This is a genomic window from Pedobacter sp. HDW13, assembly GCF_011303555.1.
Classification (GTDB): Bacteria; Bacteroidota; Bacteroidia; order Sphingobacteriales; family Sphingobacteriaceae; genus Pedobacter.
The window spans coordinates 5807320-5832674 of record NZ_CP049868.1; the positions used below are offsets into that span (position 1 = coordinate 5807320).

Annotated in this window: 16 protein-coding genes and 1 pseudogene; 2 read left to right on the forward strand and 15 right to left on the reverse strand. The window is 40.6% G+C overall.

Translation table 11 applies throughout. From position 1 onward, the window contains the following. Positions 1-86 precede the first annotated feature (86 nt). The 15 genes and pseudogenes from G7074_RS24130 to G7074_RS26815 all read right to left on the reverse strand — a co-directional run bounded on the left by G7074_RS24130 (position 87) and on the right by G7074_RS26815 (position 20745). Positions 87-1919: a right-handed parallel beta-helix repeat-containing protein gene (locus G7074_RS24130; RefSeq protein WP_166211777.1), complete on the reverse strand. Its 1833-nt coding sequence runs from the start codon at positions 1917-1919 to the stop codon at positions 87-89. 57 nt (positions 1920-1976) lie between these two features. After that, complete coding sequence (locus G7074_RS24135) at positions 1977-4220, reverse strand: beta-galactosidase (protein ID WP_166211780.1); 2244 nt, start codon at positions 4218-4220, stop codon at positions 1977-1979. 85 nt (positions 4221-4305) lie between these two features. Then, on the reverse strand, positions 4306-4785 hold the full coding sequence (locus G7074_RS24140; protein WP_124560008.1) for a hypothetical protein: 480 nt from the start codon (positions 4783-4785) through the stop codon (positions 4306-4308). 16 nt (positions 4786-4801) lie between these two features. Beyond that, positions 4802-6697 carry a RagB/SusD family nutrient uptake outer membrane protein gene (locus tag G7074_RS24145; protein ID WP_124560007.1) on the reverse strand — a complete coding sequence of 632 codons (1896 nt, stop codon included), beginning with the start codon at positions 6695-6697 and terminating at the stop codon, positions 4802-4804. Positions 6698-6714: 17 nt separating this feature from the next. Continuing rightward, complete coding sequence (locus tag G7074_RS24150; protein ID WP_166211783.1) at positions 6715-9906, reverse strand: TonB-dependent receptor; 3192 nt, start codon at positions 9904-9906, stop codon at positions 6715-6717. A 298-nt stretch (positions 9907-10204) separates the two neighbouring features. After that, the gene (locus G7074_RS28030) at positions 10205-10318 is read right to left on the reverse strand and encodes a FecR domain-containing protein (RefSeq protein ID WP_370526656.1); all 114 of its coding nucleotides are present in this window, start codon (positions 10316-10318) and stop codon (positions 10205-10207) included. A gap of 8 nt (positions 10319-10326) precedes the next feature. Continuing rightward, on the reverse strand, positions 10327-11256 hold the full coding sequence (locus tag G7074_RS24155; RefSeq protein ID WP_166211786.1) for a FecR family protein: 930 nt from the start codon (positions 11254-11256) through the stop codon (positions 10327-10329). 104 nt (positions 11257-11360) lie between these two features. Further along, the gene (locus G7074_RS24160; RefSeq protein ID WP_233603876.1) at positions 11361-11939 is read right to left on the reverse strand and encodes an RNA polymerase sigma factor; all 579 of its coding nucleotides are present in this window, start codon (positions 11937-11939) and stop codon (positions 11361-11363) included. 408 nt (positions 11940-12347) lie between these two features. Further along, positions 12348-13589 (reverse strand): MFS transporter, encoded by a 1242-nt coding sequence (locus G7074_RS24165; RefSeq protein WP_166211789.1) that lies wholly within the window; start codon positions 13587-13589, stop codon positions 12348-12350. Between the two features lie 2 nt (positions 13590-13591). Further along, on the reverse strand, positions 13592-15310 hold the full coding sequence (locus G7074_RS24170) for a hypothetical protein (protein ID WP_166211792.1): 1719 nt from the start codon (positions 15308-15310) through the stop codon (positions 13592-13594). 47 nt (positions 15311-15357) lie between these two features. After that, positions 15358-15966, reverse strand: a complete 609-nt coding sequence (locus tag G7074_RS24175) for a hypothetical protein (protein ID WP_166211795.1) — start codon at positions 15964-15966, stop codon at positions 15358-15360. Positions 15967-15981: 15 nt separating this feature from the next. Continuing rightward, positions 15982-16551: pseudogene (locus tag G7074_RS27740) on the reverse strand (RagB/SusD family nutrient uptake outer membrane protein); the annotation flags it as partial. Between the two features lie 20 nt (positions 16552-16571). Beyond that, entirely contained in the window at positions 16572-17630 is a 1059-nt protein-coding gene (locus tag G7074_RS27745) for a RagB/SusD family nutrient uptake outer membrane protein (RefSeq protein ID WP_205944112.1), read from the reverse strand. An 80-nt stretch (positions 17631-17710) separates the two neighbouring features. Beyond that, complete coding sequence (locus G7074_RS24185; protein WP_205944223.1) at positions 17711-19687, reverse strand: SusC/RagA family TonB-linked outer membrane protein; 1977 nt, start codon at positions 19685-19687, stop codon at positions 17711-17713. After that, complete coding sequence (locus G7074_RS26815) at positions 19654-20745, reverse strand: TonB-dependent receptor plug domain-containing protein (protein WP_205944114.1); 1092 nt, start codon at positions 20743-20745, stop codon at positions 19654-19656. Before G7074_RS26815 ends, G7074_RS24185 begins: the two co-directional genes overlap by 34 nt. A gap of 385 nt (positions 20746-21130) precedes the next feature. Between G7074_RS26815 and G7074_RS24190 the strand changes: the two genes are divergently transcribed. Then, on the forward strand, positions 21131-22432 hold the full coding sequence (locus G7074_RS24190) for a hypothetical protein (RefSeq protein ID WP_166211798.1): 1302 nt from the start codon (positions 21131-21133) through the stop codon (positions 22430-22432). 761 nt (positions 22433-23193) lie between these two features. Beyond that, complete coding sequence (locus tag G7074_RS24195) at positions 23194-25353, forward strand: FUSC family membrane protein (protein ID WP_124559999.1); 2160 nt, start codon at positions 23194-23196, stop codon at positions 25351-25353. Positions 25354-25355: the final 2 nt, after the last annotated feature.

Genomic DNA, 25355 nt, shown 5'->3' on the forward strand with positions numbered 1-25355 from the left:
TTCATTTGGTTAGTTTATAGGAACTGGAAGTAAATTAAACAAAAAACCAGGCTTTAATCATCAATTGTTTTGGCAAAATCCTAAACTTAATTATCATGCTTGCCTAATTCGCTGTTTACAGGTATATCAAACTTAATATCAGATTTGATATCTGCCTTAACCATATCTTTCAATTGTATTGTTGGTTTTACGTTGCCAAACTGGTTTCCTTTAATTAGTACGCCGCTACAACCCCAAAAATTTAGCGCAGCACGCACTTTACCTGCTGGCATAAAATCAGATTTTTCTATCTTGTTATTAATAAAACTCAGTCCTTTTGTACTTTTTGCCGATAAAACCGGATAGTCGTACTGCTTGAAAGTATTATTTTCGATCCTGATGTTGCGGTGCACATAATAATTCTTAACCCACTCGCTGTTTTCGGGATTGATTTTAATGGCGTAATTATCAGACCCACTATTAAAACCACATTCTATAAACTGGTTATTGCGGATGGTTACATCTGCTACCGGGCCCGATTCGTACCAGCCCATGGCATCATTTTCGATCAGGATAGCATGCATGCCTGTACGGTAATACACGTTATTTTCAATGAGTACCTTGCGCCGCGTAGTAATTAAGGTTCCGCGCGAAATGGTGCCTTCAAACCTACAATTGGTAATTTTTACGGCTGGTGTCCAGGTTACATTTTCTAAAGCGTCGCCCACTTTTAATTCTGTAGGAAAAGGTTTATCGAGCTCTACGAGCATTTCGCGTGCTGAGATTAATTTAGCTGTTTTAACTACACCTTGCGCAAAAATCTGTAGGGCGGCACTGTGTAAATAAGCCACGGTATCACCAGGTACAAAAGCATTAAAGCCATAAGTTTGGTGGTGCATAAATTTTAGCTTTAAGACATTGGGCGATACAATTTCACTTACTTTTAAATGTGTTCCGTGCACATTAACCGGATCATCGTGCATGCCATTATACCGGCAATTATTAAGCGTAATCTGCCCTTTGCAACCCGAAAAGTGCATGCCATCGGCCGATGAAGCAATTACACGACCGCTACCCGGCTCTGGTGCTACGGCAACATTATCGTAATGCAGGTTTTCGCAAAATTGCGATACAATGCCTAAACCATGCATCGAATACATATTAACGTTTTGCAAACTGATGTTTTTAGAATGGTTGTTAAATGCGCCCACATAATCGCGGTAACGGTCCCTAACCGTCAGCACATCGCCAGGCTGCGCTTTAAACCTTGAAAAGTTACCAGTAAATTTCACTGTTGATGATGACACCTGTTCGGCTTTGCTTTTGGCAAAAACATCCCAGTTGCTGTAAAACAAGGTACCAGCCGTTGGCCTTACCAATACGGCATGATGGTTTTTGGTAATCCACTTTTCGCCATACCACTCCAGCTGGCCGTTAATAATCGCAAATTTGCTGTCAGGATGTACTTTAACGGTAACCGATGTTGGAGTAATTTCCTGCAAGGTCATTTCCGACATCCCTGGTCTTTCGTAATTAACCGAAAGGTTTTGAATGCGGATGTTTTCGCTGCCATCAATTACCCAGGTAATCATTTTACCATGAAATACAAAAACAGAACCGTTGCCTTCCAGAGTCAGGTTTTTTAAATCTTTCAGATATAAACCCACCCTTTGCTTCTTTACCGGAAATTCTACTTCCGACGAGCTGTTTGAAATATAATAATGGCTTTCTACAGCACTGTCGGGCCAGAAATCGTATCTTCCTTTGGGGAAATTTAACACGGTATTGGTTTGGCTTTTTGCTACTTCAATTGCCTTTTGCACACTTGCAGTAGCATCGGCAAAACTGTTGGGCTGGGCACCAAACCGGGTAACATCAATGGTTTGGGCATAGAGCTGATGCCCTACGCAGCATAGTAAGAAGAAAATATATTTTTTCATCGTGCGTGGTTATAAATATAGCTTTAATCAATTAATAAAGCATCTTTACAGCAGAGATTAATGCTTCAAATTTATAATAGTTTGATACTGTGGAACCGCAGTAATCGAAACAAAGCTTGTTCCTTTGGCTTTTATTTCCTGTACTTTATCTACTGCTACACCTGTCGTTTTATCGTCCCAATCTTTTAAATTAAGGCTAAAGCTGCCTTTTTTCCAAAACCTTTGGAGGCTGATTTGCCAGGTTTCGCCATTAAACAGGTTATCGGTTTTAACTAGTCCTTGCTGAACCAGATCGCAATCATTGCCCAGATAATTTACATTTAAAATAATATCATTTACATTTTTAGGTAGTGTAGGGTTCAAAGTAACTTCGGCTGTTTTATTGCCTGGATATTTAACTTCTACTTGTGGCTTATAAACTGGCGACTGCCAACGATAGGTATCGAAAAGCGTGCTGGTAGTTTTTGCTGTAACCGCGCTAAAAACCTGCAAACCTTTGGGGTAAACCATTAAATCGAACACTGGTTTGCTTAACTGTTGTAATGTAACCTGGTCTTTTTGCACCAAAACATCGGCCTGAGTAATTAGCAGTGCATCTTGCCCCTTAAGTTTGGTACGCCAGGCATTTTCGGCCTGCGAGGTGGTAATAAACACCACATTAATCTGGTTTCCATCTACATCAGCAAAACTACAATCGGTGCGACTGCCTGCTTCGAGCTGTAACTGATTAGCGGCTTGGGTAACTTTCCAACCTGTAATATCTTTGCTTTTCAGCGTACGGGTATCAATTGCCAGCTGGGGATTTACACCGTTTAGACGCTTAAAAAACAAGGTAATATTTTTATCATTTACAAGTTTAGCGAAAGGCTGTGCAGTGGCATATTTAATTAAAGCCGAGCCCACTTTTAAATTAAATGGCAAAATGGCCGTAGTTTGTCCTTTCAGCAATAACGCCGGGAAATGAATGGTTTCGTTGGCTAAATTAACCTGCATCGAAACCGTTTTATCGGGCATGGTTATGCGCGCCTGTGTGTTGCCTAAAAAGAGAAAGCCGCTGTTACCACTGGCCCTGGCCACATACCTTAAATCGCTGGTATTTTTTTCATCCCGTACCCGATTTTCGGGTTCGTAAACCTGCATAGGCGCCAGTTCAGTACCGAAATCGTTAATAAAAGTATGCAATACCTTAAGCTGTTTGTACGAAGGTCTGATCAAGCCAAATTCGTCAATAGGAGACTGAAAATCGTAACTTTCAGGATAACCGGGTTCTTTTAATCCGGGTGTTTGGGTACCGCCATGAAACATATAATACCCCACCAGGTTCATTCCGCGACCTATCTGATTTTGCAAATGTGCCGCCACAACTTCTGGCGCAACTACAAAACGGTTGCGGTAAGTCATTTGGCTACCAGCGCCCTGCTCGCATAATCCTCTCGGAAATTTATTTACATCGTAAAAAACTTTGCCCAAAGCATCAGTCATGATCCATTGGTCGTTACCATACAAAAAGTCTTTGGTGGCTACTCCTCCGGCCCTTTCCCAACCCCTGTAAGCATAAGAACCCTGCAAAGGAATTACTTCCATTTTGCTATCGTCGAACACAGTATTGGCCGTTACACTCCAGTAAACCGGATTAATTTGTGCTTTTTGAGCCATTTCTTTCAATGTACTGATATGTGCGGCCTGTCCGCTGGCATATTCATTTTCTAACTGTGTACCTATAATCGGCCCACCAGCTGCAAAAAACAAATCTTTGGTTTGTTGTGCAATCTGGTTAAACAAAACAGCCGATTCTTTCAGATACTCGGGGTTATTACTCCTATGTCCTTTAAGCTTTTGTATCCATTCCGGATAACCGCCATTTAATTGCTCACCATGGCTCCAGGGTCCAATCCGTAACCACACATACAGACCGTGTTTCTGGCAAAGTTGAATAAATTGACGTAGATCGCGGTTTCCTTTCCAGTCCCATACGCCTTTCTCTCTTTCATGCTCGTTCCAAAAAACGTAGGTAGCCACAATGGATAAGCCTCCGCTTTTCATCTTTAAAATTTCTGTTTCCCAATCTTCGGGCCTTACTCGGTTATAGTGTAGTTCGCCCATCATCGGAAACCAGGGCTTGTCGTTTTTAGTGAAGTATTGATTGTTTACGCCCAGCTTTGTACCGGCTGGGTTTGTGCCCAACATTGGGATATTATCGCGTTTGGGTGTTGTTGCGTTTTTGATGTTAATCTGGTAAACCTGTGCTTGTAAAACGGTTACAAAGAGCATAAGTAAGCCAAATAAAAATGTTCTAAACATAATCATCTTAATTAATTTCAAATGTGTGTGTGAAAAAAGAGCCGTTAAAAATTTTAACGGCTCCAAACTAAACCAACTTAACTAACTAATTATTTGTAAATGAGGTTATATTAATGGTCCATACCCGGCTTGCGCCGTTTGCTGCAGTTACTACATATTTAAGCTGCTTTGTTGCATCAGTAGGATCGCCAAGTGTAGGCGTTCCGCCTGTTGGTGAAATACTTGCTGCAGTAGAGATATTCATATAAAACCACAGTTTACTTTGCACTACTTTGGCTTTCTCGGCAGCTGTAAACTGGCCATTCGCAGCGGGCACAGTTATTTGTACGTTTATTGTCGAATTTGCCTGGTCGATTTGTTGTGCCAATCCCAACTTTTGATAAGCTACAATGGGCTGCCCGTTCATGGTTTGCGTACCATTAAAGCGGTGCTCAACATTTACGAGTGTAATTTCGTTGGTATCAAATACCGCGTAATCAGTTAGTCCCTTTTTTAAACAAGAAGACAACAAACCCAATGATAAGATCATCATCAGTAAGGATATATGTTTTATTTTTAGTTTCATGATTTTTACTTTAAGGTTACCATCCTGGATTTTGTGGACCGAACTTGGCATTATTATCGATATAGCCTTGCCCTATCGGGAAAAGGTATCTCCTGGAAGCATCGAATTTTCTATTGTTATATTGATTGTTAAATGGCCCGGTTACTATCGAAAAAGATTTGCTATCTTTTGATAAATCCATTACACGGATGGGTTCAGTTAACTCACTAATGGACTGACCAGAAGCCAGGCCATTGTTTGCATCGCCGCCAAATCTGCCCCAACGCAACAAGCTATAATAATGATCGTTTTCTTCTGCGAGTTCTACCCTTCTTTCAATTTTATAATCTTTCCATGCAGCAGTTGTTGTACCTGCTGTAGAAGCAGGAAGCTTACCATGTAAAACCCTGGTTTTGTTTAGGTTTATGAGCGCATTGGCAATATCTCCTTTAAGTAAATAGGCTTCGGCAAGGTTTAAATATATCCTGCCCAACCGCATACAAACCCAATGGTAGTCGGTATTAACACTATTTAAATAACTTGGCGCTACATTGGTATACAATCCCTTACGCCAGTACATATTACTTAAACTGGTTTCGTATCCACCACCATTAATAGTGCCCAAAAACCTACCCGAATTACCTTTTAAGCTCGTAGTAAATAATTCTCCGTAAAATGTATTTTGATCGCTAATGATAGAAGCTTTCCAGCGTGCATCCCTATTCTCGTTGGTTAAGGTTAACATGGTTTCGGTACTTCCAGCTTTAATGCGACCCATTTTCACCAACACGTCATTATTCAGTTTAGCTGTTTTATCATCAGGGAAGCCTGATTTAGCAAAGGGTGCAATTACATTTACGCTTTCATCAACAGCATTAAGGTACTGAGAGGTTTGGTTCCAGGGCAGCGCTTTGGTAGGATCGGCCTTATCGATTGTTAAGTAATCATCGGTAAAGTTCTGCGTAGGAAAGTTCTCTGGCCAAACCTCAAAAGGCACCGGCTTGTTAAATAAAGGTGAGCCGCCAAATTGCGTAATTGTTTCTGGCTTAATATTTGGCAGTTGGTGTTGCATTGGCGTACCACTCAATGAAGTGTTAATCGCTTTTCTGTACACAGCGAAAATAATTTCATTTGATGTACTTTTGGTTTCGTTAAACATGCCTTCATAATCCGTATCGAGCACATAGCCGCCACCAATTACCAATTGGGCATTGGTTATAACTTTATCAAGCAATGGATCGTTAGCCGCAACATTTGGTGCTGCCGGATAATTTTTATAAGCAAGCGCTTGCAAACAAACCTCAGTTAAAAACCCTGCTGCCACATATTTATTAGTTCTACCCGATACTTTGGTAGCTGGCAAATCAGCAACTGCATCTTCGAGATCTTTGATGATGTAATTGTAACTTTCGGAGGGGTTTGCGGTACTTGGTAATTTAAGCTCATCATTTTCAGTTAAAACCTTATCTATCCAAACAATGCGGCCTGTTTTTCTGGCAATACTGAAGTAAGACATAGCCCTTAAAAACTTGGCTTCGGCAATCAGTGTTTTTTTATCAGCGTCTGCGATACCTGCTGATTCGGTTACGTTTTTAATAATTACATTGCAACGACGAACCGCTGCCCAGTTATTAAAACCGTAATCGCTCCTATTGGTTAAAGTTTCTGTAAAAACCGGGAGTGCATCGCTTGCATTGCCATAAGCACCTATAATGTTTGCGGTATAAGTATCTTCAGCACCCTTAAGACCACATGTGTAAGCGTTCATGATCCCCGAGTAAGTGCCATAAATAAAAGTTTCGGCATTGGCCTTGCTACTCCATACTACATCAGGACTGATCAAACTTAAAGGTTCTGCATCCAATACTTTTTTACATGAGCCTAATACCAGCAAACCAGTAAAAACTCCAATTATTGTTATAATTTTTTTCATGATTTTTAATAGTTTAATTAGAAACCTACACTTAAACCCAATGCAAGTGTGCGCTGAATAGGGTAATTGTAATTATTGGTATCTGATTCCGGATCAATAAAATATTTCTGGCTTTTTGCCGATGTTAATAAATTCGTACCCGACGCAAATAACCTCAGGCTTTGAAATGGCGATTTTTTTAGCAAACCTTGTTTAAAATCATAACCTATTTGCACATATTTTAGACGTACATATTTAGATTGAATCAACCAAAAATCACTTCCACGCGAACTATTACTGCCGTTAACGGCATCATTACTAATTGCTCTGGGAAAAATAGCATTTGTGTTATCTGGTCGCCAATAATCAGTTTGAAAATCATAAACGAGTAAATTTTGTCCGCTTACACCCTGAATTACATCTCCGATATAACGATCTCTATTACCTGCTCCCTGTACAACGGCATTTAAAGAGAATCCTTTATAAGCCAAATCAACCGTAATACCATAATTGGTTCGTGGAGTTGTATTACTACCTATTCTTCTAAAATCATCTCCGTTAAGTTGTCCGTCTCCATTTAGATCAAGGTATCTTAAATCGCCTGCACCTACATTAATTGAAGTGATACGACGAGCTCCGGTTAACAATTGGCTGTTATCTGTATAAAATCCACCATTTAAATAACCAGTTTGTAGAAAACTGCCAGTTGTATTGGTTGTTCTGGTATATGGATTTTTCAATGTAGCGTCATCATCTGCTGCCGAGCGCTCTGTCAATGAATTGAATCGGGTAAAGTTGACACCAATTTTATAGGTCAGGTCGCCGATGTTACTCGCCCAATTCACATTAAAATCAAAGCCTTCAGTTCGGGTAGCGCCTTCGGTAAAGTTTATTTGTGGCAAACCAATGCCCAGTGTTTGAGCAAAACGAGGGTCGCTGGTTACAAATCCGGTTCTACGGGTATAAAAATAATCGAAGGTGGCATTTAACCGATTATTCAGGGTTCCAAATTCTAAGGCTAAATCTCTGTTACCAATAGTTTGCCATGAATAAGTATTACTAGGCAAACTACCAGGTTCTGATGTACCCTGAACCATATTGCCGTTAACTACATAAGCCTGGGCATTAATGCCATATGCGGGTACATATCCAAATGCACCAACACCGGTTTTATCGCCCAATACACCATAAGAACCTCTTAATTTCAAAAAGTCCAAAATATGTTTTTCTTTTAGCGATTTCATAAACGGCTCATCAGAGATGATATAACTTCCTGAAACGGCGTAAAAAGTACCCCATTGTTTACCGGGCACGAAAAGATAGTCACCATCCCTTCTAACCGATCCCTCTACTGAATATCTTGATTTGTAAGTATAGGTTAACCTACCTAATAACGCTGCTCTTGCTGCTTCGCTTTCGCCACCACCAACAGTTTGGTTTAAAGCTGGCCCAGCTACTAACTGATCAAAAATAATCTGATAACCTACTCTACTCCCATTAACAGATGATGATTCATCTCGCTGACGTTCTGCTACCCCTGTAAAATCGATACTATGATCGCCAAAAGTTTTATTGTAAAGTACGTAACCTTGCAGGGTTAATGTACTTCCCTGTCCTTGCGATACGGTTAAGCCTGGTGCATTACCAAATATTGGTGATGTACTGTTTAAATTATAGGCAGGTGCAAGATAATTCCAACTTTTACCAACGTTATTGTAGGTAGTATAAGCACCATTAAATTTAAATCTTAAACCATCTAAAAAGTGAGCTGCATACTCCAGACCTAAATTGGTATTTAAAATTTTAGCAAAGCCTTTATTATATCCGGATTTAGGATCCAACTCCCTTACCGGGTTATCAGACTGCGTAGTTGGCAAACCAAATTCGTTAACAGCCAATTGCTCTGGTGTTCTATTTTGAATGTGGCTATATATATTTCCATAACCTGCACCAGGCTGAATATTACTTTCAATAAAACCATCTAAACCTGCAGTTACCTTTAGATTTATATTTTCAAACTCGCTGGTTGTATTTAAACGGTAAGTAGTACGTTTGTTGTAATTGTTATCGGTTTTTAAAATGCTACTCTGATCGTAGTAAGAAAGACCCGCATAGTAAGTTAATTTTTTAGTTCCTGATGTAACTGCTAAATCATGGCGCATTTCCGGCGCAAAATTCTTCATAGTCAGTGCCTGCCAATCGGTATTGGGGAAATTAAAAGGATCTGAGCCGGTACGCAATTTTTCTAATTCAGCATCCGTTCTAAACGGGGTTCTACCTTCGGCTGCATATAATTTATTTTTTGCAAGCGCCTGGTCATAAGAACTAAGTTTTTCAGGGAATAAGGTTGGTTGAGAAAATATTTGATTGTAGGAATAATTAATTTTGATTACCCCTTCTTTACCTCTTTTGGTAGTAACAAGTACTACTCCATTTGCACCCTGATTACCGTATAAAGCAGTAGCACCAGCATCTTTTAAAATCGAAAAGCTCTCAATATCGTTAGGGTTAAGATTAGAAAAATCATTTGCAGAACGCACAATATTATCGATAACATAAATTGGACTTTGGCCACGAATTAAAATACCACTTTTAGTACCCGGGGCTCCATTACTTGCTGTCACGATTATTCCAGGTACCCTACCTGCCACAGCATCGTTAATAGATTGTACCGGCAAAGGTGCTACATTACTCATATCTAAAGTACTGATGGCACTCGTAGTTTTACGCTTGGTTGTTGTACCATAAGCTTGTACAACAACCTCATCCAAACTATTATCATCGGGCGTTAAGGTAACTGCCATAGAAGTTTTAGCTGGTACTTCCAGTGTTTTATATCCTACCATTGAAAATATCAAAACTGCATTATCGGGTACTTTAAGGGTAAAGCCTCCATTACCATCGGTAGAAGCGCCTATTCCCTTTGTACCTTTCACAATAACGGTAACTCCCGGGAGCCCTACACCTGTAGTGTCGCGCACCGTTCCTTTAACAATGATATCCTTGCTGGCTTCTCCGGCAGGTAAAATAGTAATGAGGTTGTTCTGTTGAATATTAAAATTAAGTGTGGTCCCTGATAACAACGCACGCATCACCTCTTCCAACGAGGCTTCGCTTGTTTTGATATTGATTAATTTGTTAAACGGCCCTTCTGTTGGGCTGTATACAAAACGGTATCCGCTTTGTTTTTCGATGATCTGCAAGGCTTTTTCGAGTTTGATATTTTTCATATCAAGCGAAAGTTTTTCTTGTGAGAAAACCTTGGCAGAAACATTTAAACAAGTAACAAATACTAATAAAAATGCAATCTTCATGGGGATGATGATTTTAGAAAGCAGCCTGAGCCATGGCGAGGCTTGACTAATGTAAATTTTAATCATATTTTTGTTTTTTGATTGGTTTATTTGGGGCTACGCATTTCCAGTGAGGAACCCCAGATTAGAAAAAAGATCAAAAAATTTAATTGGGGAATGTGTTCGAGCACTTCCCCTTTTTCTTTTTGATACAGGTTTATTTTGGTTAGTTTGTTTATTTGGTTATTGTAATGTGATCTCCTTTCTGTTTAAAATTAAAATATTTAACCTGTTGCAAATTGTGCAATACCGTTAGGATGTCTTCATTTCTAAAATTGGCGGTATAAATATATTCGGCTACTTCTTTATCCCGAACTCGATAGTTACATTAAACCAGCGTTCAAGACGCTCTTTAATCTCTTCAAAATCGTTGTTTATAAAAATGATATCGTTATTGGTCCAGGCCGATTCTACTACCTGTTTATTCATTAGCGTAAGGTTATTGACCTCAATTTTAGGTAACCTGTACTGGCGCTCTTTAATTGATTGACCCGGATCTATCGGTGCCATTAACATGTGATAGGTGATTTTTTGCCCTGCTTTAAGGATAATGGTATTTTTATTTAAGCCGGTATTGTCTTCAAGCTTAATCGTACCCCGTACCAGGGTTGCAGCCGATTCGTTCTCATTTGCATAACTTTTCACATTAAATGCAGTACCCAACACCGTAATCTTAAAATCTTTGGTGTGTACAAAAAAGGGTTTGGCAGCATTGTGCTTTACGTCAAAGTAGGCTTCTCCGGTTAGCTTAACATTTCTATCTTTTTGATCGAAGTTATCTCCCAGTTCAATTTTACTGTCGCCATTTAGATAAACCAAAGTACCATCGGGTAAGGTAACTTTCTTCTTCTCTCCTTTTTTAGCTGCAAAATTTTCGGCATAATGCAAGCTGTTATTCGGTTGATTATAAATGTTGTACAATAAACCTATAAACAATACGACCAAAAGAGAAGCGGCGATAGCATAATGTACAGATCTGAAGCGCTTAACTTTAGTTACAGGACTTATCTGGTTAGTAAGGTAATCTAGCTGTTTATTAACCGGTTTTAAATTACCGCTTAATACCTGGTATAACTTTTTAGCTGCCTGCAGTGTTTTATGTTTTTCAGGATGTTTGGCTATCCATGTTTCCCAGAAAATCACACATTTTTCGTTGCTACCTTCGCAATACTGCTTAAAGGTATCATCCATTAAAAAATCTTCAGGGTACTTATATTCATCAATCATGGAACGGGCTTTTAATACCAGTGCACAGAAAGTGATTTTTTTACCAAGTATTTTTTACTTTTTTTTTATTTTATTTAAAAATGTGCTTCAAAGCGCTTAGAGCATTAGAATTTAAGCTGTGTACGCAAAAATTTTAATGCGCTATAAATGGTATTATAGGCTGTTCTTACTGTTAATTGTGTTCTTTTGGCCACATCTTCGTAACTCAATCCATCATAAAACCGCAATTGGATTAATTTTCTTTGCTGAGGGGTTAGTTTTTCGAGGGCAGCAAGCAAACTGGTTTTTACCAGCTCGTCTGATTGAATTTTTACGATCAGTTCTTCATAAGGCATTTCCAAAAGAGCTTCATCTTCTCTTACAATTACTGAAATGGCTTTGTTTAAACGTTGTTCGTGTGCAATCCGTTTTAAAATTTTTCTTTTTAAAATCGTACGCAGATAAGATTCAACCTGTTCTACACGGGGTAGTGTTTCGTGTTTTTCCCAAATTTCGAGAAATACCTGGTTTAATGTATCGGTAACCACTTCTGAGTCGCTGCAAACCCTCAAGCCAAATCCGGCTAAACTTCTATAGAGGCTTTTATACAAATTAAGAAAGGCATCTCTTTCGCCCATACATAGGGCCTCCCACCACAATACATGGAACGTAATTTTATCCTCGGCGAAATTATGCTTGTCCATGATAAAATTTACGACTGCTCTTTCCTTTTACCGGAAATGAAACACTTGTATTGGGATAATTTTGCAAAAATATAGTCATTAATCGTTTAGTCAGCACACGATTTAGGGATATTGTGCTGTGCAGTTTTTTGGTTTTGTTGTAGCTTGGTTTGTTACAAGGTACAGGTTAATCTTCAAATACCTTTCCTTTAATCACTTGTTTTTTTTATTTCAGCTTATTGTAAGCCAAAATATTTTCAAATCTGAACGAGAAAAAGTTTAGCAAAACTAAAAAAATTAAGCTATTATAAACAACATAAATTGCTTTCGGCAGCTTAAAACAAAAAGTGTTGAACTCAGACAAGCCGAATCCAACACTTCAAAAAACAAATATCTCTGTTTAGTATTTATATAAATTACCGACTTTTTTTAATCCTGCTCAATAAAGTTAAGTTCCCTGTCGTGCGTTTCGGGTATAGTGAGCACACTGTATATGCCAATACTAAAACAAATTACCCCCACCACTGCCGCAGCATTAAGCGCTAGTATATCGGGTTTTAAAGCCGCATAAAGTGTTGTCATTAATACCACCGTGCCACGAACCATATTGGGAATGGTAGTTGCTGCCGTAGCCCTTAAATTGGTTCCAAACTGTTCGGCACCAATAGTAACAAACATAGCCCAATAGCCAATACCAAAGCCTAGCCAAAGGCACATGAGGTATATTCCTGTAGGATTTGCCAGACCTCCATACAGGTAAATAATCGAACCCAAAAGCGTAAAGAGCATGAGTATCATTACAGCCTTCTTTCTGGAGCAAAGCAGATAACTTAATACACCACTCAGCAGATCGCCCGTAGCTAGGCCAATGTAACACCACATTACCGAGAGGCCTGGTTTTACCTCTTCCGTTATGCCTAAAGCCTTGGCAAATTCGTTGCTAAAAGTAGCCAGAATACCGATTACATACCAGGTTGGCAATCCGATACCTATACACCTGGCGTAGAGTTTTAAGCGGCGGGTATTGGTAAAAAATGATTTAAAACTCCCCTTACGAACCTGCTCACGTTCGGCTATCTGTGTGTACATGCCCGATTCGAAAACCCCTATTCTCAAAAGCAGCAGCAATATCCCTAAACCACCGCCCGTGAAATAAGCATAACGCCAACTAAAAAGCTCAACGGTAAAATAGGCTGCAACAGCGCCTAGCAAACCCACGCCTGCAACTACCGAGGCACCAATACCGCGCAATTTTTTAGGCAGGCTCTCTGAAACCAAAGTTATGCCTGCTCCAAGCTCTCCGGCCAAACCTACACCGGCAACAAAGCGCAAAACTTTATATAGGGTAATATCCTGAACAAATCCGCAGGCAAAATTGGCTATTGAATAGGTAATAATCGATCCGAAAAGCACCGATAACCTGCCTTTTTTATCTCCCAAAATGCCCCACAATATGCCGCCCAATAGCAAACCACTCATTTGCCAGTTCAAAATGCTCGCTCCTTCTACAGATTGTGCTGTTTCATCCAGGCCCAATTCAATCAGGCTCGGAATCCTAACAATGCCAAACAGCAGCAAATCGTATATATCTACAAAATAACCTAAAGCTGCAACAATAACTACCGTGCTGAACAAGTGCTGCCATACACTTTTACCACCAATCCTTTCCATATTTATTGATAGATAAAAGTAACGCTTACCACACAGTCCTTATCGGCCACAGCCCTTACCCAATGAGCACTAAAGCCGGCAGGAAATTCGTATTCAACGGGTTTGCCTGGAGTAAGGTTAAAGGTTTTGTATTGGTGAAAACCAGTGAGGTCGAAATCAACTTCAAGGGTAATTTTCACAGGGATATTTGCAGTTAAGCTAACCTTTTTACGGTCGTAACCCGTCATTAAGTAAGGCAACGAAGCTTCTCCGGCTTTTACTGTAGTATTTTTCCAAACGCTTCCCGTGCCTACTGCTTTTCCCATTTTCCACATATCATCTACCCCACCATACCACAAGCCGTTCGAGGAGTTGCCAAAGTACTGGCCATCAGCCCGTGCATCTTTTTTTGTTCCGCTGAGCACCAATAACCCGCGCCAGGTACAGAAATCAATAATTTTTTTATTATGGGTGGTAATCGGTCGCAAAGCAATAAAACCACTTTCCCTGCCAACTTCATAAAAGGTGCCCGAAATATTCAGCATAAACCGTTCAGATTCGATTTCCCTTTTATCGCGATAGGCAAAGGTTTGGTAAATATCTGAACCTTTGGGCAAGCGAAATGTACCTGTTGCATCTTTTACAATTACCGAAGCCTCATCAACCGTGTATCCCTTAACTAATTTTCCTAAACGCAAAACCTGTGCGCTACTGTCGGTTGTTGGGGTAACAGTAACCAGTTTCTCATCTACTTCCGTGTACTTATTTTCGCTTGTTTGCAATACCTGCAGGTTTTTATTAAAATTTGCCGGACGGATAATGTTTGCATTAACCGGACTTGTTTCCGTAATATCGGCCAGCGATTTAAACAATGTATTATTTGGTGTATGTGGCTTTCCGCTGAAATGCATAAAGGCTGTTGCGATGCAATCTTTATCGGTTTTAAACCTGATCCAGGTGGCTTTCAAATCTGCCGGCAGCAGAAAATATTGATAATGGTTAGCATCCAGCCTGATTTTTTTATAATCTTTCCAGCTATTGTTTCCGCTTACATCGATCTGGAGTGTCACCGTAGTTTGCTTATCGGCTAACAAATGGAGTACCTTTTTATCAAATCCATTAATGAGATAAGGATCTGATGGGGTATTGCCCTTAACTGCATCCTTTTCCCAGGGGCCGCCCCATCCCGTAGGACTGCCCCATTTATTAAGATCGTTCCACTGGCCAAACCATAAGTTGGATTGAGCCCGTCCGGCCAACGGATTTTCTAGCACCGTGGTTTCGTCTGTTGCAATTACAATCTGATTGTTCCAGTTGCAAAAATCGGGGATATAGCGCAAATGGGTGTTAAGTGGTGCAATTCCTCCACTGTTTGCCCGGGAAAAGGTTTTTGGAAAATCATACATCATTGCATGCATATCCATCAGCATTTTGCCATTCCCCACTTCACGGATGCGTGGCCATTCGGTATACCAGCCCCCACGGTGATCGTAAGTATGGGCAGCCTTAGGTAAACGGTAGGTATACCATTGCCCTTTATCCAGTAGTTTAAGTATAACCGAACGTTTATCCCAGCCTATACTCCATAGCGGGGTCTTATTGTCTGGACTGCCATAAATACCTCCCGGTCCGGTTACATCGGTAAACTGCCTGCGTTCTACTATTTCCCATTTTTTACCATCCCAACTGGCCAGTACTCCTTTTTCTTCATTGTTACCGGGTAAACTGCCTGCCTGAAGCATGTCTTTCGTTATTTTAAAAACGGCTTCCTCACCATTGTTGGCTACAACTAATTTGCCCTGTGCTGTATAAGCCCCTTACCGTGCCAGCCAGGAACAGGCTTATGAAACAGTTTATTAACCGCGAGTGTATGTACGTTTACTTCATATAGCACACCTTCCATATCATAAAAATACACCATGTTTTCGGGATCAGACAGGTGCCTGGCTGTTGCGGTCATCCGGCCAGGCATTACACTGAAAGGGATGGTCCTCACTTTGCCCTTATCATCAATAAAATAACTGCTGGTAATAAGCTGGTTGGACTCACGATGGATCATCCTATTGGCTGGTGTACCACCAATACTTTCCGGATGAATGGTTACATTTAAATCTTTATCTAAACTGTAAAGCTTATCGGCGCTGCCATGGGGCTCATGTGGCGAATAGGTAACCATCCAAAGCTGACCGGCCCAGGGTGTAATGGCGCCTATACCGTTTTCAAAACCCTGGCCTCCCTTCTTATCCTGCAGTTCTTTTTTTGGCCAGCCTTCGTTAAAGGTGGCCAGATGCGGATATACACCGCTAACCTGAATGGGTTTAGTTTGGGCTTTAACTAAAAATGGTATAACGAGTGCGGCTACTGCACTTAAATAGATATTCGGTCTTATGTTTTTCATCTCTTTTTAAAAATCTTAATAATTAGGGTTTTGCGTAAGGCTTGGGTTTAACCTAACCTCCTGCTGTGGTATAGGCCAGAGGTATTGTTTGGTGGCATCGAACTTTCTTACAAACTGTATTTTAACATCGCTACCAAAGCCCGAATAATCGGCGATACCGTCAGCATCAATAGGTGTTATGCCCGGAAACGGCCATTTTGCTCTATTTTGGTTTGCAGGATCGGGCAGTGCAATAATGGGTTTATTAAGTGCTCTTTCAGCCAGTTTCCATCTAATCAGGTCCATATAACGCAGGCCCTCGAAAGCAAACTCTATCCTCCTCTCCCGCCTTACTATTTTTTTAAGCTGAACCGGATCCAGTGTCGTAATCGCCGGGTAAGAACCTATACTGGTAGCAGCAACGCCGTATCCCCTTGCCCTAACCCGGTTTATTGCCTCCAATACTGAAGCATCTAACTGCCCCAGTTCTATTTTGGCTTCTGCGTAGGTAAGCAGCATTTCTGCAAAACGTACAATAATGGCGTCATTATCTTCGATATGGGTATCGGACCAGCTTTGCTCAACGCCTTTTTTAAACAGGAAACCGGTAAAGCTGGCAAATGGTGCTACTCCCTCGAGTCGTTATTGGTAGCCTTTCTGGCCAGTTTTGAGCTCCATACCTGCAAAGAATCGGGATGTGGATTGTAGTTGTAGCCTAACCAGTAGGTATTGAAAGGAACCACAGTAGCTGCAAGTCGCGGATCGCGGTTAGCAAAGGGATTTAGTGGATTGTAAAGCGGCGATTCGTTAATCGGTTTTCCGTCTGTACACTCATAAGCATCTACCAGCTCACGGGTTGGCATGGTTGCACCAAATCCTCCAGCATTTCTCGATAAGATATCATCGGGTGTTGCTGAAACTTTCTGTGCCTGATCTCGCGGAATGCCAAGAATAATCTCGGGACTAAGTTCTCCTGCTCTCTGAAAAAGAGCGCTGTAAGAATTATTTAGACTATAAGCTCCGGCACCGGTGAGATTCATCACAGCCAAAGCAGCCTCGCGGGCAGTTTCCCAATCGCCCATATAAAGGGCTGTTCTGGCTTTAAGTGCCAATGCAGCTCCTTTTGTTAACCGTTTTATGCTCGAAGAGGCATAATTTTGCGGCAGGTTCTGCGCTGCAAAATCAAATTCCGCTTTCAGAAAATTATAGATATCGGCTTTACTGCTCTTCTTAACGTTGTAAGATTCTTCGAGCGTAAGGGTTTTAAGGTTAAGCGGAACATCTCCGTAATGGGTAATCAGTTTACTGTATTGATAGGCCCTGATTAGCCTCATTTCGGCTTCCAAAGTAGTCATTACAGTTGCCGGAGTACTGGCTGCCGCCCGATCTTTATTTTCGAGGAAAGCATTAACACGTGCAATAGCTTTGTAAGCATTGGTCCAGAAGGTAAGCGAAAAAGCATCTGATGATGACTGTGTACCGGCGATAACCGGGTTTGAGCCGCTTCCACCGCGGTAGTAACAGTTATCGGAGAAAAACTCTTCCCAGGCACCTGTATTTTCTTTAATTGGCGCCCAAAAATCTAAACGATAAAGGTCGTTTACCGCCAGTTCGAGCTCTACCTGGTTGGAATAAAGCTGCTTGTTGAAGGCGAACTTAGGGGATTTAGATCGAGCTTTTTGCATGACCAAATGCAAATGCCCAACATTGCTATAATAAAGAGGTTCTTTTTCATTTTAAATAAGGTTTGATATATCCCTGTGTATTAAAATTTTACGTTAACACCGCCAAGAAATGTGGTTACGATTGGATAAGCTGCATTTCCCGATTCAGGATCGGCATATTTGGGGAATTTGCTACTGGTAAAGAAATCGTTTACTGCCACATAAAAACGGATAGATTGTAATCCCACTTTCTTCAGCAATGGCTTATCAGCTAAGGTGTAACCCAAAGTTGTATTCTTGATCCGGAAGTAAGCTCCGTTAAACAGCCAAAAATCAGACAGCGCATAATTATTTCCGGAAACGGTATTGGTTAAGCGCGGATATTGGGCAACCATATTTTGCTCAGGCGTATTGTTTTTGCTGTAGAATTTCCCGTCAATCAGTTCCGGAAAATTGCCAAACTGCTCCTGAAATGGCCTCACCACTTCACTATTCAACCTGCTCAAACGTTTAGCTACCCCCTGAAAGCTGATGCCGAAATCAAATCCTTTATAAGCCAGATTGATGTTACCACCATATTGATATCTTGGTAATGAACCGCCAAGCAGCACCCTGTCATTGGCATTGATAATACCATTATTATCGGTATCTGCGTAGCCTAAATCGCCTGCCGTAACCGCGTTACTGGTTCTGGGCGCTGCGTTTGCACTGGCAGTGTTTTGGTAAATACCTGTTGAACGGTAGCCGTACCATTCGTTAAACTGGCTACCCTCAAAAATAGACTGATCGCCAAGAATTTGTGTGCCGCCCATATTTACGATATTCGATTTGGCATCCGAAAGGTTAAAGCCGGCACTATAGCTCAGTTCCCCAATTTTATCTTTCCAGCCGATGGCCATTTCCCAGCCTTTAACATCTAATATTCCGGCATTTTGTGTAGGTCTGTCAAAACCAAGGTTTATCGGAATATCCAGTCCTAAGAGGATATCGGTAGTTCTTTTTTGGTAATAATCAGCAGTCAGGCTTAATCTATTGTTCAGGAAAGCAGCATCAATACCTATATCGGTAGACTTTGTGGTCTCCCATGAAATGTTTTGAACGGCATAAACGGTTTGTGCCCCTCCATTTAACGGAATTACGCTTCCGTTCTGATAAAACAACGCGGTACTCAAATCAATACTGGCCTGGTAAGGATAATTGCCAATACGCTCATTTCCTACCTCTCCATACGAGCCCCTCAACTTTAGAAAACTAACCCATTTGATGTTTTTCATAAATTTTTCTTCGCTCAAACTCCAGCCCGCCGAAAATGATGGAAAATAGGCATCGCGATAAGCAGGTGCAAAACGCGAAGACTTATCATACCTTAAATTTGCCTGTAAAAAATAACGGCTTTTGTAATCGTAGCTTAAACGACCAAAGAACGAACGGAGGTTAGCCTCTGATGCATCGCCCGAATTATCTCTCAATAACTGTGAGCCTGCGTCGAGATAAGGAAAATCGGTAAGTACAAAACCACTTCTCGAAGCTCCTAACGATTCCTGGTTGCTATAAACACCTTCGTACCCCAGCAACCCACTAAAATTGTGGTTATTAACCGTTTTGTTATAGTTGGCCAGAAACTGACTGGTTAACTGGTAAATCTCATTCCTACCCTCATTTAAAACCGTTAAGGCGGTATTGGATAAGGTAGTAGGCGACCCATCTGCCAGTGTATAGGTAATTTTTTTAGAAAAGGCTTTTGTTTTATTAAAATCAAAGGTCGGAGCCAGAATACCAGTCAGGGTTAAACCTGTTACGGGTTTAAAGTTTAATGCCAAACGCCCCTGCAATTGGTTAGAGCGGCCCGTTGTAGTTCCACCTTCGTTTAATTGCGCAAGAGGGTTTCTACCATCCTTAGCAATAGAATACTTACCATTGGTATAGCGGTCGGCATAAACCGGAGGCATTACCCTTGCCTCGTAAATTGGTGTTTGGCCACTAAAGGGATTCGATACCGGCGCCAAACTGTTAAGCCTTCTTAATCCAAGATCAACAATAGCACTCAGTTTCTCTGAGATTTTGATATCGTTATTGATCCTGAACTGATAGCGCTCATAATTGTAGTTATCGTAAAATGCCCCACATTCTGGTAACCTAACGAAGCCTTGGTTTTCAGCTTTTCATTGCCAGCGGTAAATACCACGTCATGCTGCTCCCTGGGGGCATATTTATTAGTCATAATCAGTTGCTGCCAATCGGTATTGGCAAAAGGAAATTTATCGGGTGTTGCAGCCCTGTTGGCTTCGAAATTCACAATGTAATCGTTGGCATATGGCCCTGTTGCAGCGCCATCATTAGTAGCCTGCTCGTTAAAGTATTTCATGTAGGTTGGCGCATCAACATAAGCCGGCAAGGCAGTAGGTTTTTGTAAAGCATACTCGAAATTGTATTCGAGATTCGAGGCACCGTTTTTACCGCGTTTGGTGGTAATTAAGATTACCCCGGCGGCACCACGCGAGCCGTATATGGCAGCCGAAGCCGCGTCTTTGAGCACATTAAGCGATTCGACATCATTCGGGTTCACCAGGTCCATACTGCTTACCGGAATACCGTCTACCACCACCAAAGCATCGTTATTGTTTAGCGTGGTAATGCCGCGTACCCTAACCGTAGCGCCCGAACCAGGCGCTGAACTGCTCCGCGTAACCGATACTCCTGCTACCGCGCCCTGCAAAGATTCAGAAACCTGCAGGGTTTGCCTGCCCGAAAGTTCTTCGCCGCTAAGTGTAGCAATGGCACCGGTTAAATCTTTTTTCTTTTGCGTTCCATACCCCACTACCACCACATCATTTAAATTGGTTTGATCGGCCATTAGTGCAACTTCAAGTGGCTTTCCGTTAAGAATAATTGTTTGTATTTGATAACCCACATAACCGAAAGTCAAGCTTTTTACAGCATCAGGTATGGTTAGGGTAAATCGACCCTGAGTATCGGTTAAGGTTCCATTTTTTGTGCCTGGTACACTCACAGTTACACCGATCAGGCTCTCCTTTGTTTTCGCATCGGTAACTCTACCCGAAACGATCTTTGTTTGTGCATGAGCTGCATAGTAAATACAGGCTAGCACCAACAATAGCAATAGGTTCTTTTTCATTCAAGATTTGGTTAGTTATTAAATAGTTTGTTGGTTCTCTTCACTGATGATAACACCAGCTAACTGTAAATTTAGGGGCATATTTAGCTAAAAACACGCTCAACAGCTGACCAAAGCTGAGCCATTATTTAGTACAACATAAAACACTAACTAACAGCACCTTAAATACAAAAAAGAACTTAAATGGATAAGCCGATAAAACGAAAAAATAGTTGATCTGAGCCTTACCGTTTATTTCATCGATTTTAAATTGTGAATCGCAACCCGAAACCATGCGCTTTTATTTTGATATGGTGGCTTTTTCTGTATTTTTATGGCACATCCGATAACCGATCAACTAACCAAACATATTATCATTACCCGTCCCCAAGTGATACAACAAAGCATGAACGAAGAATCCCTACAGGCTGAAAACATCTTATTCTTCCGCAACCTGGATAGCTGCTGTCAAAAAATAGCAGAACAGACCGGTAACCAGGATATAGCTTCGTGGAAAAACAGCGATTATGTTAAGCTCAGTGGTTTACTTTATCGGAAAACAAAAGTGCATTTGGGCGAGAATACCCTGAAACGGATATTTGGTAAAGTCAAAACCTCTAACCGCTACTACCCGCAGAAAGCCACTCGTGATGCGTTGGCACAGTTTATTGATTTTCGCGACTGGCAGGAATTTGAGCGTATTAACTCACTTACTATTGAAAAACCTCCCCTACCAAAGCCGACACAGTCAAAAGAGCCTGTAAAACCATCGAAAAGGGCTAAGCACACGCTTAAAGTTATTTTATTTGCTATAACAGTATTGGTAGGGATTAGTTTATGGATTTACATTAAAAGTCTGATTAGCGATCAGGACATTAAACTTCTGTGCCTAAACCCCAACGGGATAAGTCCACACTCTGCACTTTTTAAACTAAACGTTAAAAACAATGCGAAGATTAACCGCGCTGAATACCTTATCGATTTTGCAGATGGCAGTACCATGAAGAAAAGTTTTTCGGCAAATCTGGTTAACCATTACTATGAGGCTCCCGGAAGGTATTTCCCTGTACTGTTCCATCACAAAAAGCCAATAGATACAGGATGGGTTTACCTTCAAAGCAAAGGTTGGGATTTGATTGCTATGGTAGAACATGATACCACCAGGGTATACCCAGTGAGTTCTGCCGCGCTCCAAAACGGAAAAAGAATATCTGCATCCACTTCTGCGCTTATCAAATCAGGCGTTGATACTACCAAAACCTTTTTTGTTTCATTTGCCAACGTTAAACCGACTACCATAAGTGCCGACAACTTTGAGTTAAATGTTTTCATCCAAACCTCGCCCTCTCGCCCCGGAGTACGCTGTTCGCAAACAGATTTAATTGTATATGGAGAAAAAGACTTTCATGCGGTTAACCTCATTAAGCCAGAATGTGTAGTATGGAGCAATTTGAAATTTTCTGAGAACCAGCTTGATGGTACAAAAGATGACCTGAGACCACAGGGCCAGGACCTTCGCAATGGCAAACACATTAAGCTAAGGATTGAAAACCAGCACGCCAGGCTTTTTGTAGATAACAGGGAAATCATTAATAGCAGATATAAAATCCCTATTGGTAAGCTCATGGGAGTAAAAATAAGATTTGCAGGTGTAGGTAGCTTTGAAAATTTTGAGGCCTATGACCTAAAAACAAAAGAAAAGTTTTAACTGCTATTAATTAGCATTCCAATAGCAATCGATCAAACAAGTGAAACAGGCAATCTTCAAATTATTTTCTTGTTGAGCAAGCGCTTAAAAACAAAAACGGGGACTTTCTTCTTTCGATTAAGTTCCCCGTTTTTAACTTTAAAAACAACCATAGCTGTATTTTAAAGCATCTAATTCTTGTTACTTTGATTTTTCCGTTATCGTTAGGTCTTGCAACTTTTACGATTCGTGAAAATTTATTTCCAACTCTTCTGTCCGTAAACTTCTTAGCTTTCAATAATCTCTGTTAGGCCTGTGCAGTTTTCTTATCGGCCAATCTCTCGATGGTGATATATATTCTTAATCGGTTTAACCCTTTCTGAAACTAACCGTTATCCTTGTAAACTATCCGAAATCTGTCACCTCTCGGTTCTTTATTTCTTTTGGATTGTTTTATCAGAATTCAAAGTACTTCGTATTTGATATGATCTAATTTAGGTGTAAAACCATTATCTGTCAAGAAAAAACAATGGTTTTTATAAACAAAGTTTTCAACCTAAATCAACTGGTTATCAACAATTTAAAAACAACAAAACCTTGTTTTTAACCATAAAAACGCATTTATTTTCAGTTTATTAACATTGGCTCCATTTTTACTCATACACAAAACATAGCCAACTGGCAATCAGAACCTTACTGTTTTTCGGCGTAAAATGCTAAAAAAACAAAAAACTTAATTTCAATCTCAACAAAAAGAATTGCTATTATGTTATTTTTGTAATATGCAGATCAGGCAACCCATTAGAAACATACAAGACTTTTTATTGAGTACGTATTTTGCCGACGGTCTGCGCATTACCATCGGTGTACTGCTACCCTCTTTGATATTTGCTCAGTTTGGCATGCTTAAATATGGCATGACTTTATCGCTCGGTGCTTTATGTGTGAGCGTAGTGGATAGTCCGGGGCCAATGGTGCACCGGAGAAATGCCATGTTTATTACCACGGCACTCATTTTCACCTTTTCAATTATTACCGGTCTTACCAACAAGAACCATTATTTTATTGGCTTTTTACTGGCTGTATCGAGTTTTATATTTTCGATGTTTTACATCTATGGCCTCAGGGCAGCCTCGGTTGGTACTGCAGTGTTGCTAATTATGGTGCTCAGTATCGACGATATCAGGCCCTGGCAGGAAGTATTGCTTCACTCAGCACTGGTTCTAGCAGGTAGCTTATGGTATACCGGTTTAAGCTATTTTGTTTACCGCCTGCGCCCCTTCCGGCTGGTGCAACAATCGTTAAGCGATTCGATTTTAGAAGTAGCCGAATTTTTAAGGGAAAAAGCCAAATTTTATCACCAGAACAACAATTACGAAAAAACCTACGCCGATCTGCTACAACTCCAGGTATCGGTGCATGAAAAACAGGATGCGGTTAGGGAATTGCTTTTCAGAACGCGCGAGATTGTACGCGATTCGACACCTGAAGGTCGTTTCCTGTTATTGGTTTTTGTTGATATGGTTGATCTTTTTGAGCAGGTTATGTCTACTTATTACAACTATCAGCAGCTGCACGATCAGTTTGATAAGGCAGGTATCCTGTCTGATTACGAAATGGCCATTAAACGTATTTCTTATGCTTTAGATGATATTGCTTTTGCACTGAAAAGCGGTGGTACACCAGTTGTTTCCAAACGGCTGCTCATTGAAATAGAACGTTTAAAAATTAAAATCAATAACCTCGAAAAAAATAACCAAAACCAGGAATACAATACGCTGGGGATTATTGCGCTGAAAAACATTGAGGTGAACATCGAGAATATCCTTTCGCGTGTTAAAACCATTTTCAGCTATTTTAAAATCAGGAATAGCAAGGATATTCGCCAGGCAGAGGTAGATACGGAAAAGTTTATTACGCGCCAGAAGTTCGATTTTAAACTGTTTACCGAAAACTTAACCTACAGTTCTTCCACTTTCAGGCATTCGCTACGTGTTACTGTAGTAATGTTACTTGGCTTTGTTGTATCGCTGGTCTTAGATTTTTCGCACAGTTACTGGATTTTACTCACCATCCTCGTAATTTCCAAACCTGGCTTTAGTTTAACCAAAGAACGCAATTACCAACGTTTAATCGGTACAACCGTGGGGGCGTTTGTGGGAATGGGTGTGCTTACCTATATCCACGACAGAAATACCTTATTTGTAATTTTGCTGATTTGTATGATTGGCTGTTACAGTTTTCAGCGTAAGAATTATGTAGTAAGCGTACTTTTTATGACACCCTATATCCTCATTCTCTTCGATTTTTTAGGGATGGGATCTATTGCGTTGGCCAGAGAAAGGATTTACGATACTTTTATCGGCTCGGGCATTGCACTACTGGCCAGTTATTCTCTCTTCCCCACCTGGGAGTACGAAAACCTGAAAGAGGCCATGATCGATATTTTAAAAGCCAACAAGGATTATTACGACCAAGTTATTAAATTGTACTTTGAAAAGAGCTATAACCGTACAGAATATAAACTGGCACGTAAAGAAGTATATGTAAGTACGGCCAATCTGGCTTCCCTGTTCCAGCGAATGTTTTCTGAGCCTAAAAGTAAACAGCTATTTATTAAAGAAGTACACCAGTTTACCTCTTTAAGTCACCTGCTGTCATCATATGTAGCTACACTTTCGCTTTATAACAAGGAACATGAGTTTGTTTTCGAAAGTTTTGATCACTTAAAACCGATTGCGAACAATACCAATTACCTGTTAGATGCAGCCCTCAACAACCTTTTGCAGGGAGCTGGCACCTTAGATAATGTACCTTTAATTAGATTGAACGATAATGGTTTAAGTGCTAAAAAAGGCGAAGACCTTGTGCCAGAGCAGTTCGATTTGATTCAGAAAGTAGCTTATGACATTTATAAACTCTCGGTTAAAATAAAACTGTAACC

Bases quoted from the DNA above. Each gene is read 5' to 3' on its own strand.
- G7074_RS24130 (WP_166211777.1), bottom strand. From the start codon at position 1,919: ATGAAAAAATATATTTTCTTCTTACTATGCTGCGTAGGGCATCAGCTC.
- G7074_RS24135 (WP_166211780.1), bottom strand. From the start codon at position 4,220: ATGTTTAGAACATTTTTATTTGGCTTACTTATGCTCTTTGTAACCGTT.
- G7074_RS24140 (WP_124560008.1), bottom strand. From the start codon at position 4,785: ATGAAACTAAAAATAAAACATATATCCTTACTGATGATGATCTTATCA.
- G7074_RS24145 (WP_124560007.1), bottom strand. From the start codon at position 6,697: ATGAAAAAAATTATAACAATAATTGGAGTTTTTACTGGTTTGCTGGTA.
- G7074_RS24150 (WP_166211783.1), bottom strand. From the start codon at position 9,906: ATGAAAAATATCAAACTCGAAAAAGCCTTGCAGATCATCGAAAAACAA.
- G7074_RS24155 (WP_166211786.1), bottom strand. From the start codon at position 11,256: ATGATTGATGAATATAAGTACCCTGAAGATTTTTTAATGGATGATACC.
- G7074_RS24160 (WP_233603876.1), bottom strand. From the start codon at position 11,939: ATGGACAAGCATAATTTCGCCGAGGATAAAATTACGTTCCATGTATTG.
- G7074_RS24165 (WP_166211789.1), bottom strand. From the start codon at position 13,589: ATGGAAAGGATTGGTGGTAAAAGTGTATGGCAGCACTTGTTCAGCACG.
- G7074_RS24170 (WP_166211792.1), bottom strand. From the start codon at position 15,310: ATGCTTCAGGCAGGCAGTTTACCCGGTAACAATGAAGAAAAAGGAGTA.
- G7074_RS24175 (WP_166211795.1), bottom strand. From the start codon at position 15,966: ATGAAAAACATAAGACCGAATATCTATTTAAGTGCAGTAGCCGCACTC.
- G7074_RS27745 (WP_205944112.1), bottom strand. From the start codon at position 17,630: ATGCAAAAAGCTCGATCTAAATCCCCTAAGTTCGCCTTCAACAAGCAG.
- G7074_RS26815 (WP_205944114.1), bottom strand. From the start codon at position 20,745: ATGAAAAAGAACCTATTGCTATTGTTGGTGCTAGCCTGTATTTACTAT.
- G7074_RS24190 (WP_166211798.1), top strand. From the start codon at position 21,131: ATGAACGAAGAATCCCTACAGGCTGAAAACATCTTATTCTTCCGCAAC.
- G7074_RS24195 (WP_124559999.1), top strand. From the start codon at position 23,194: ATGCAGATCAGGCAACCCATTAGAAACATACAAGACTTTTTATTGAGT.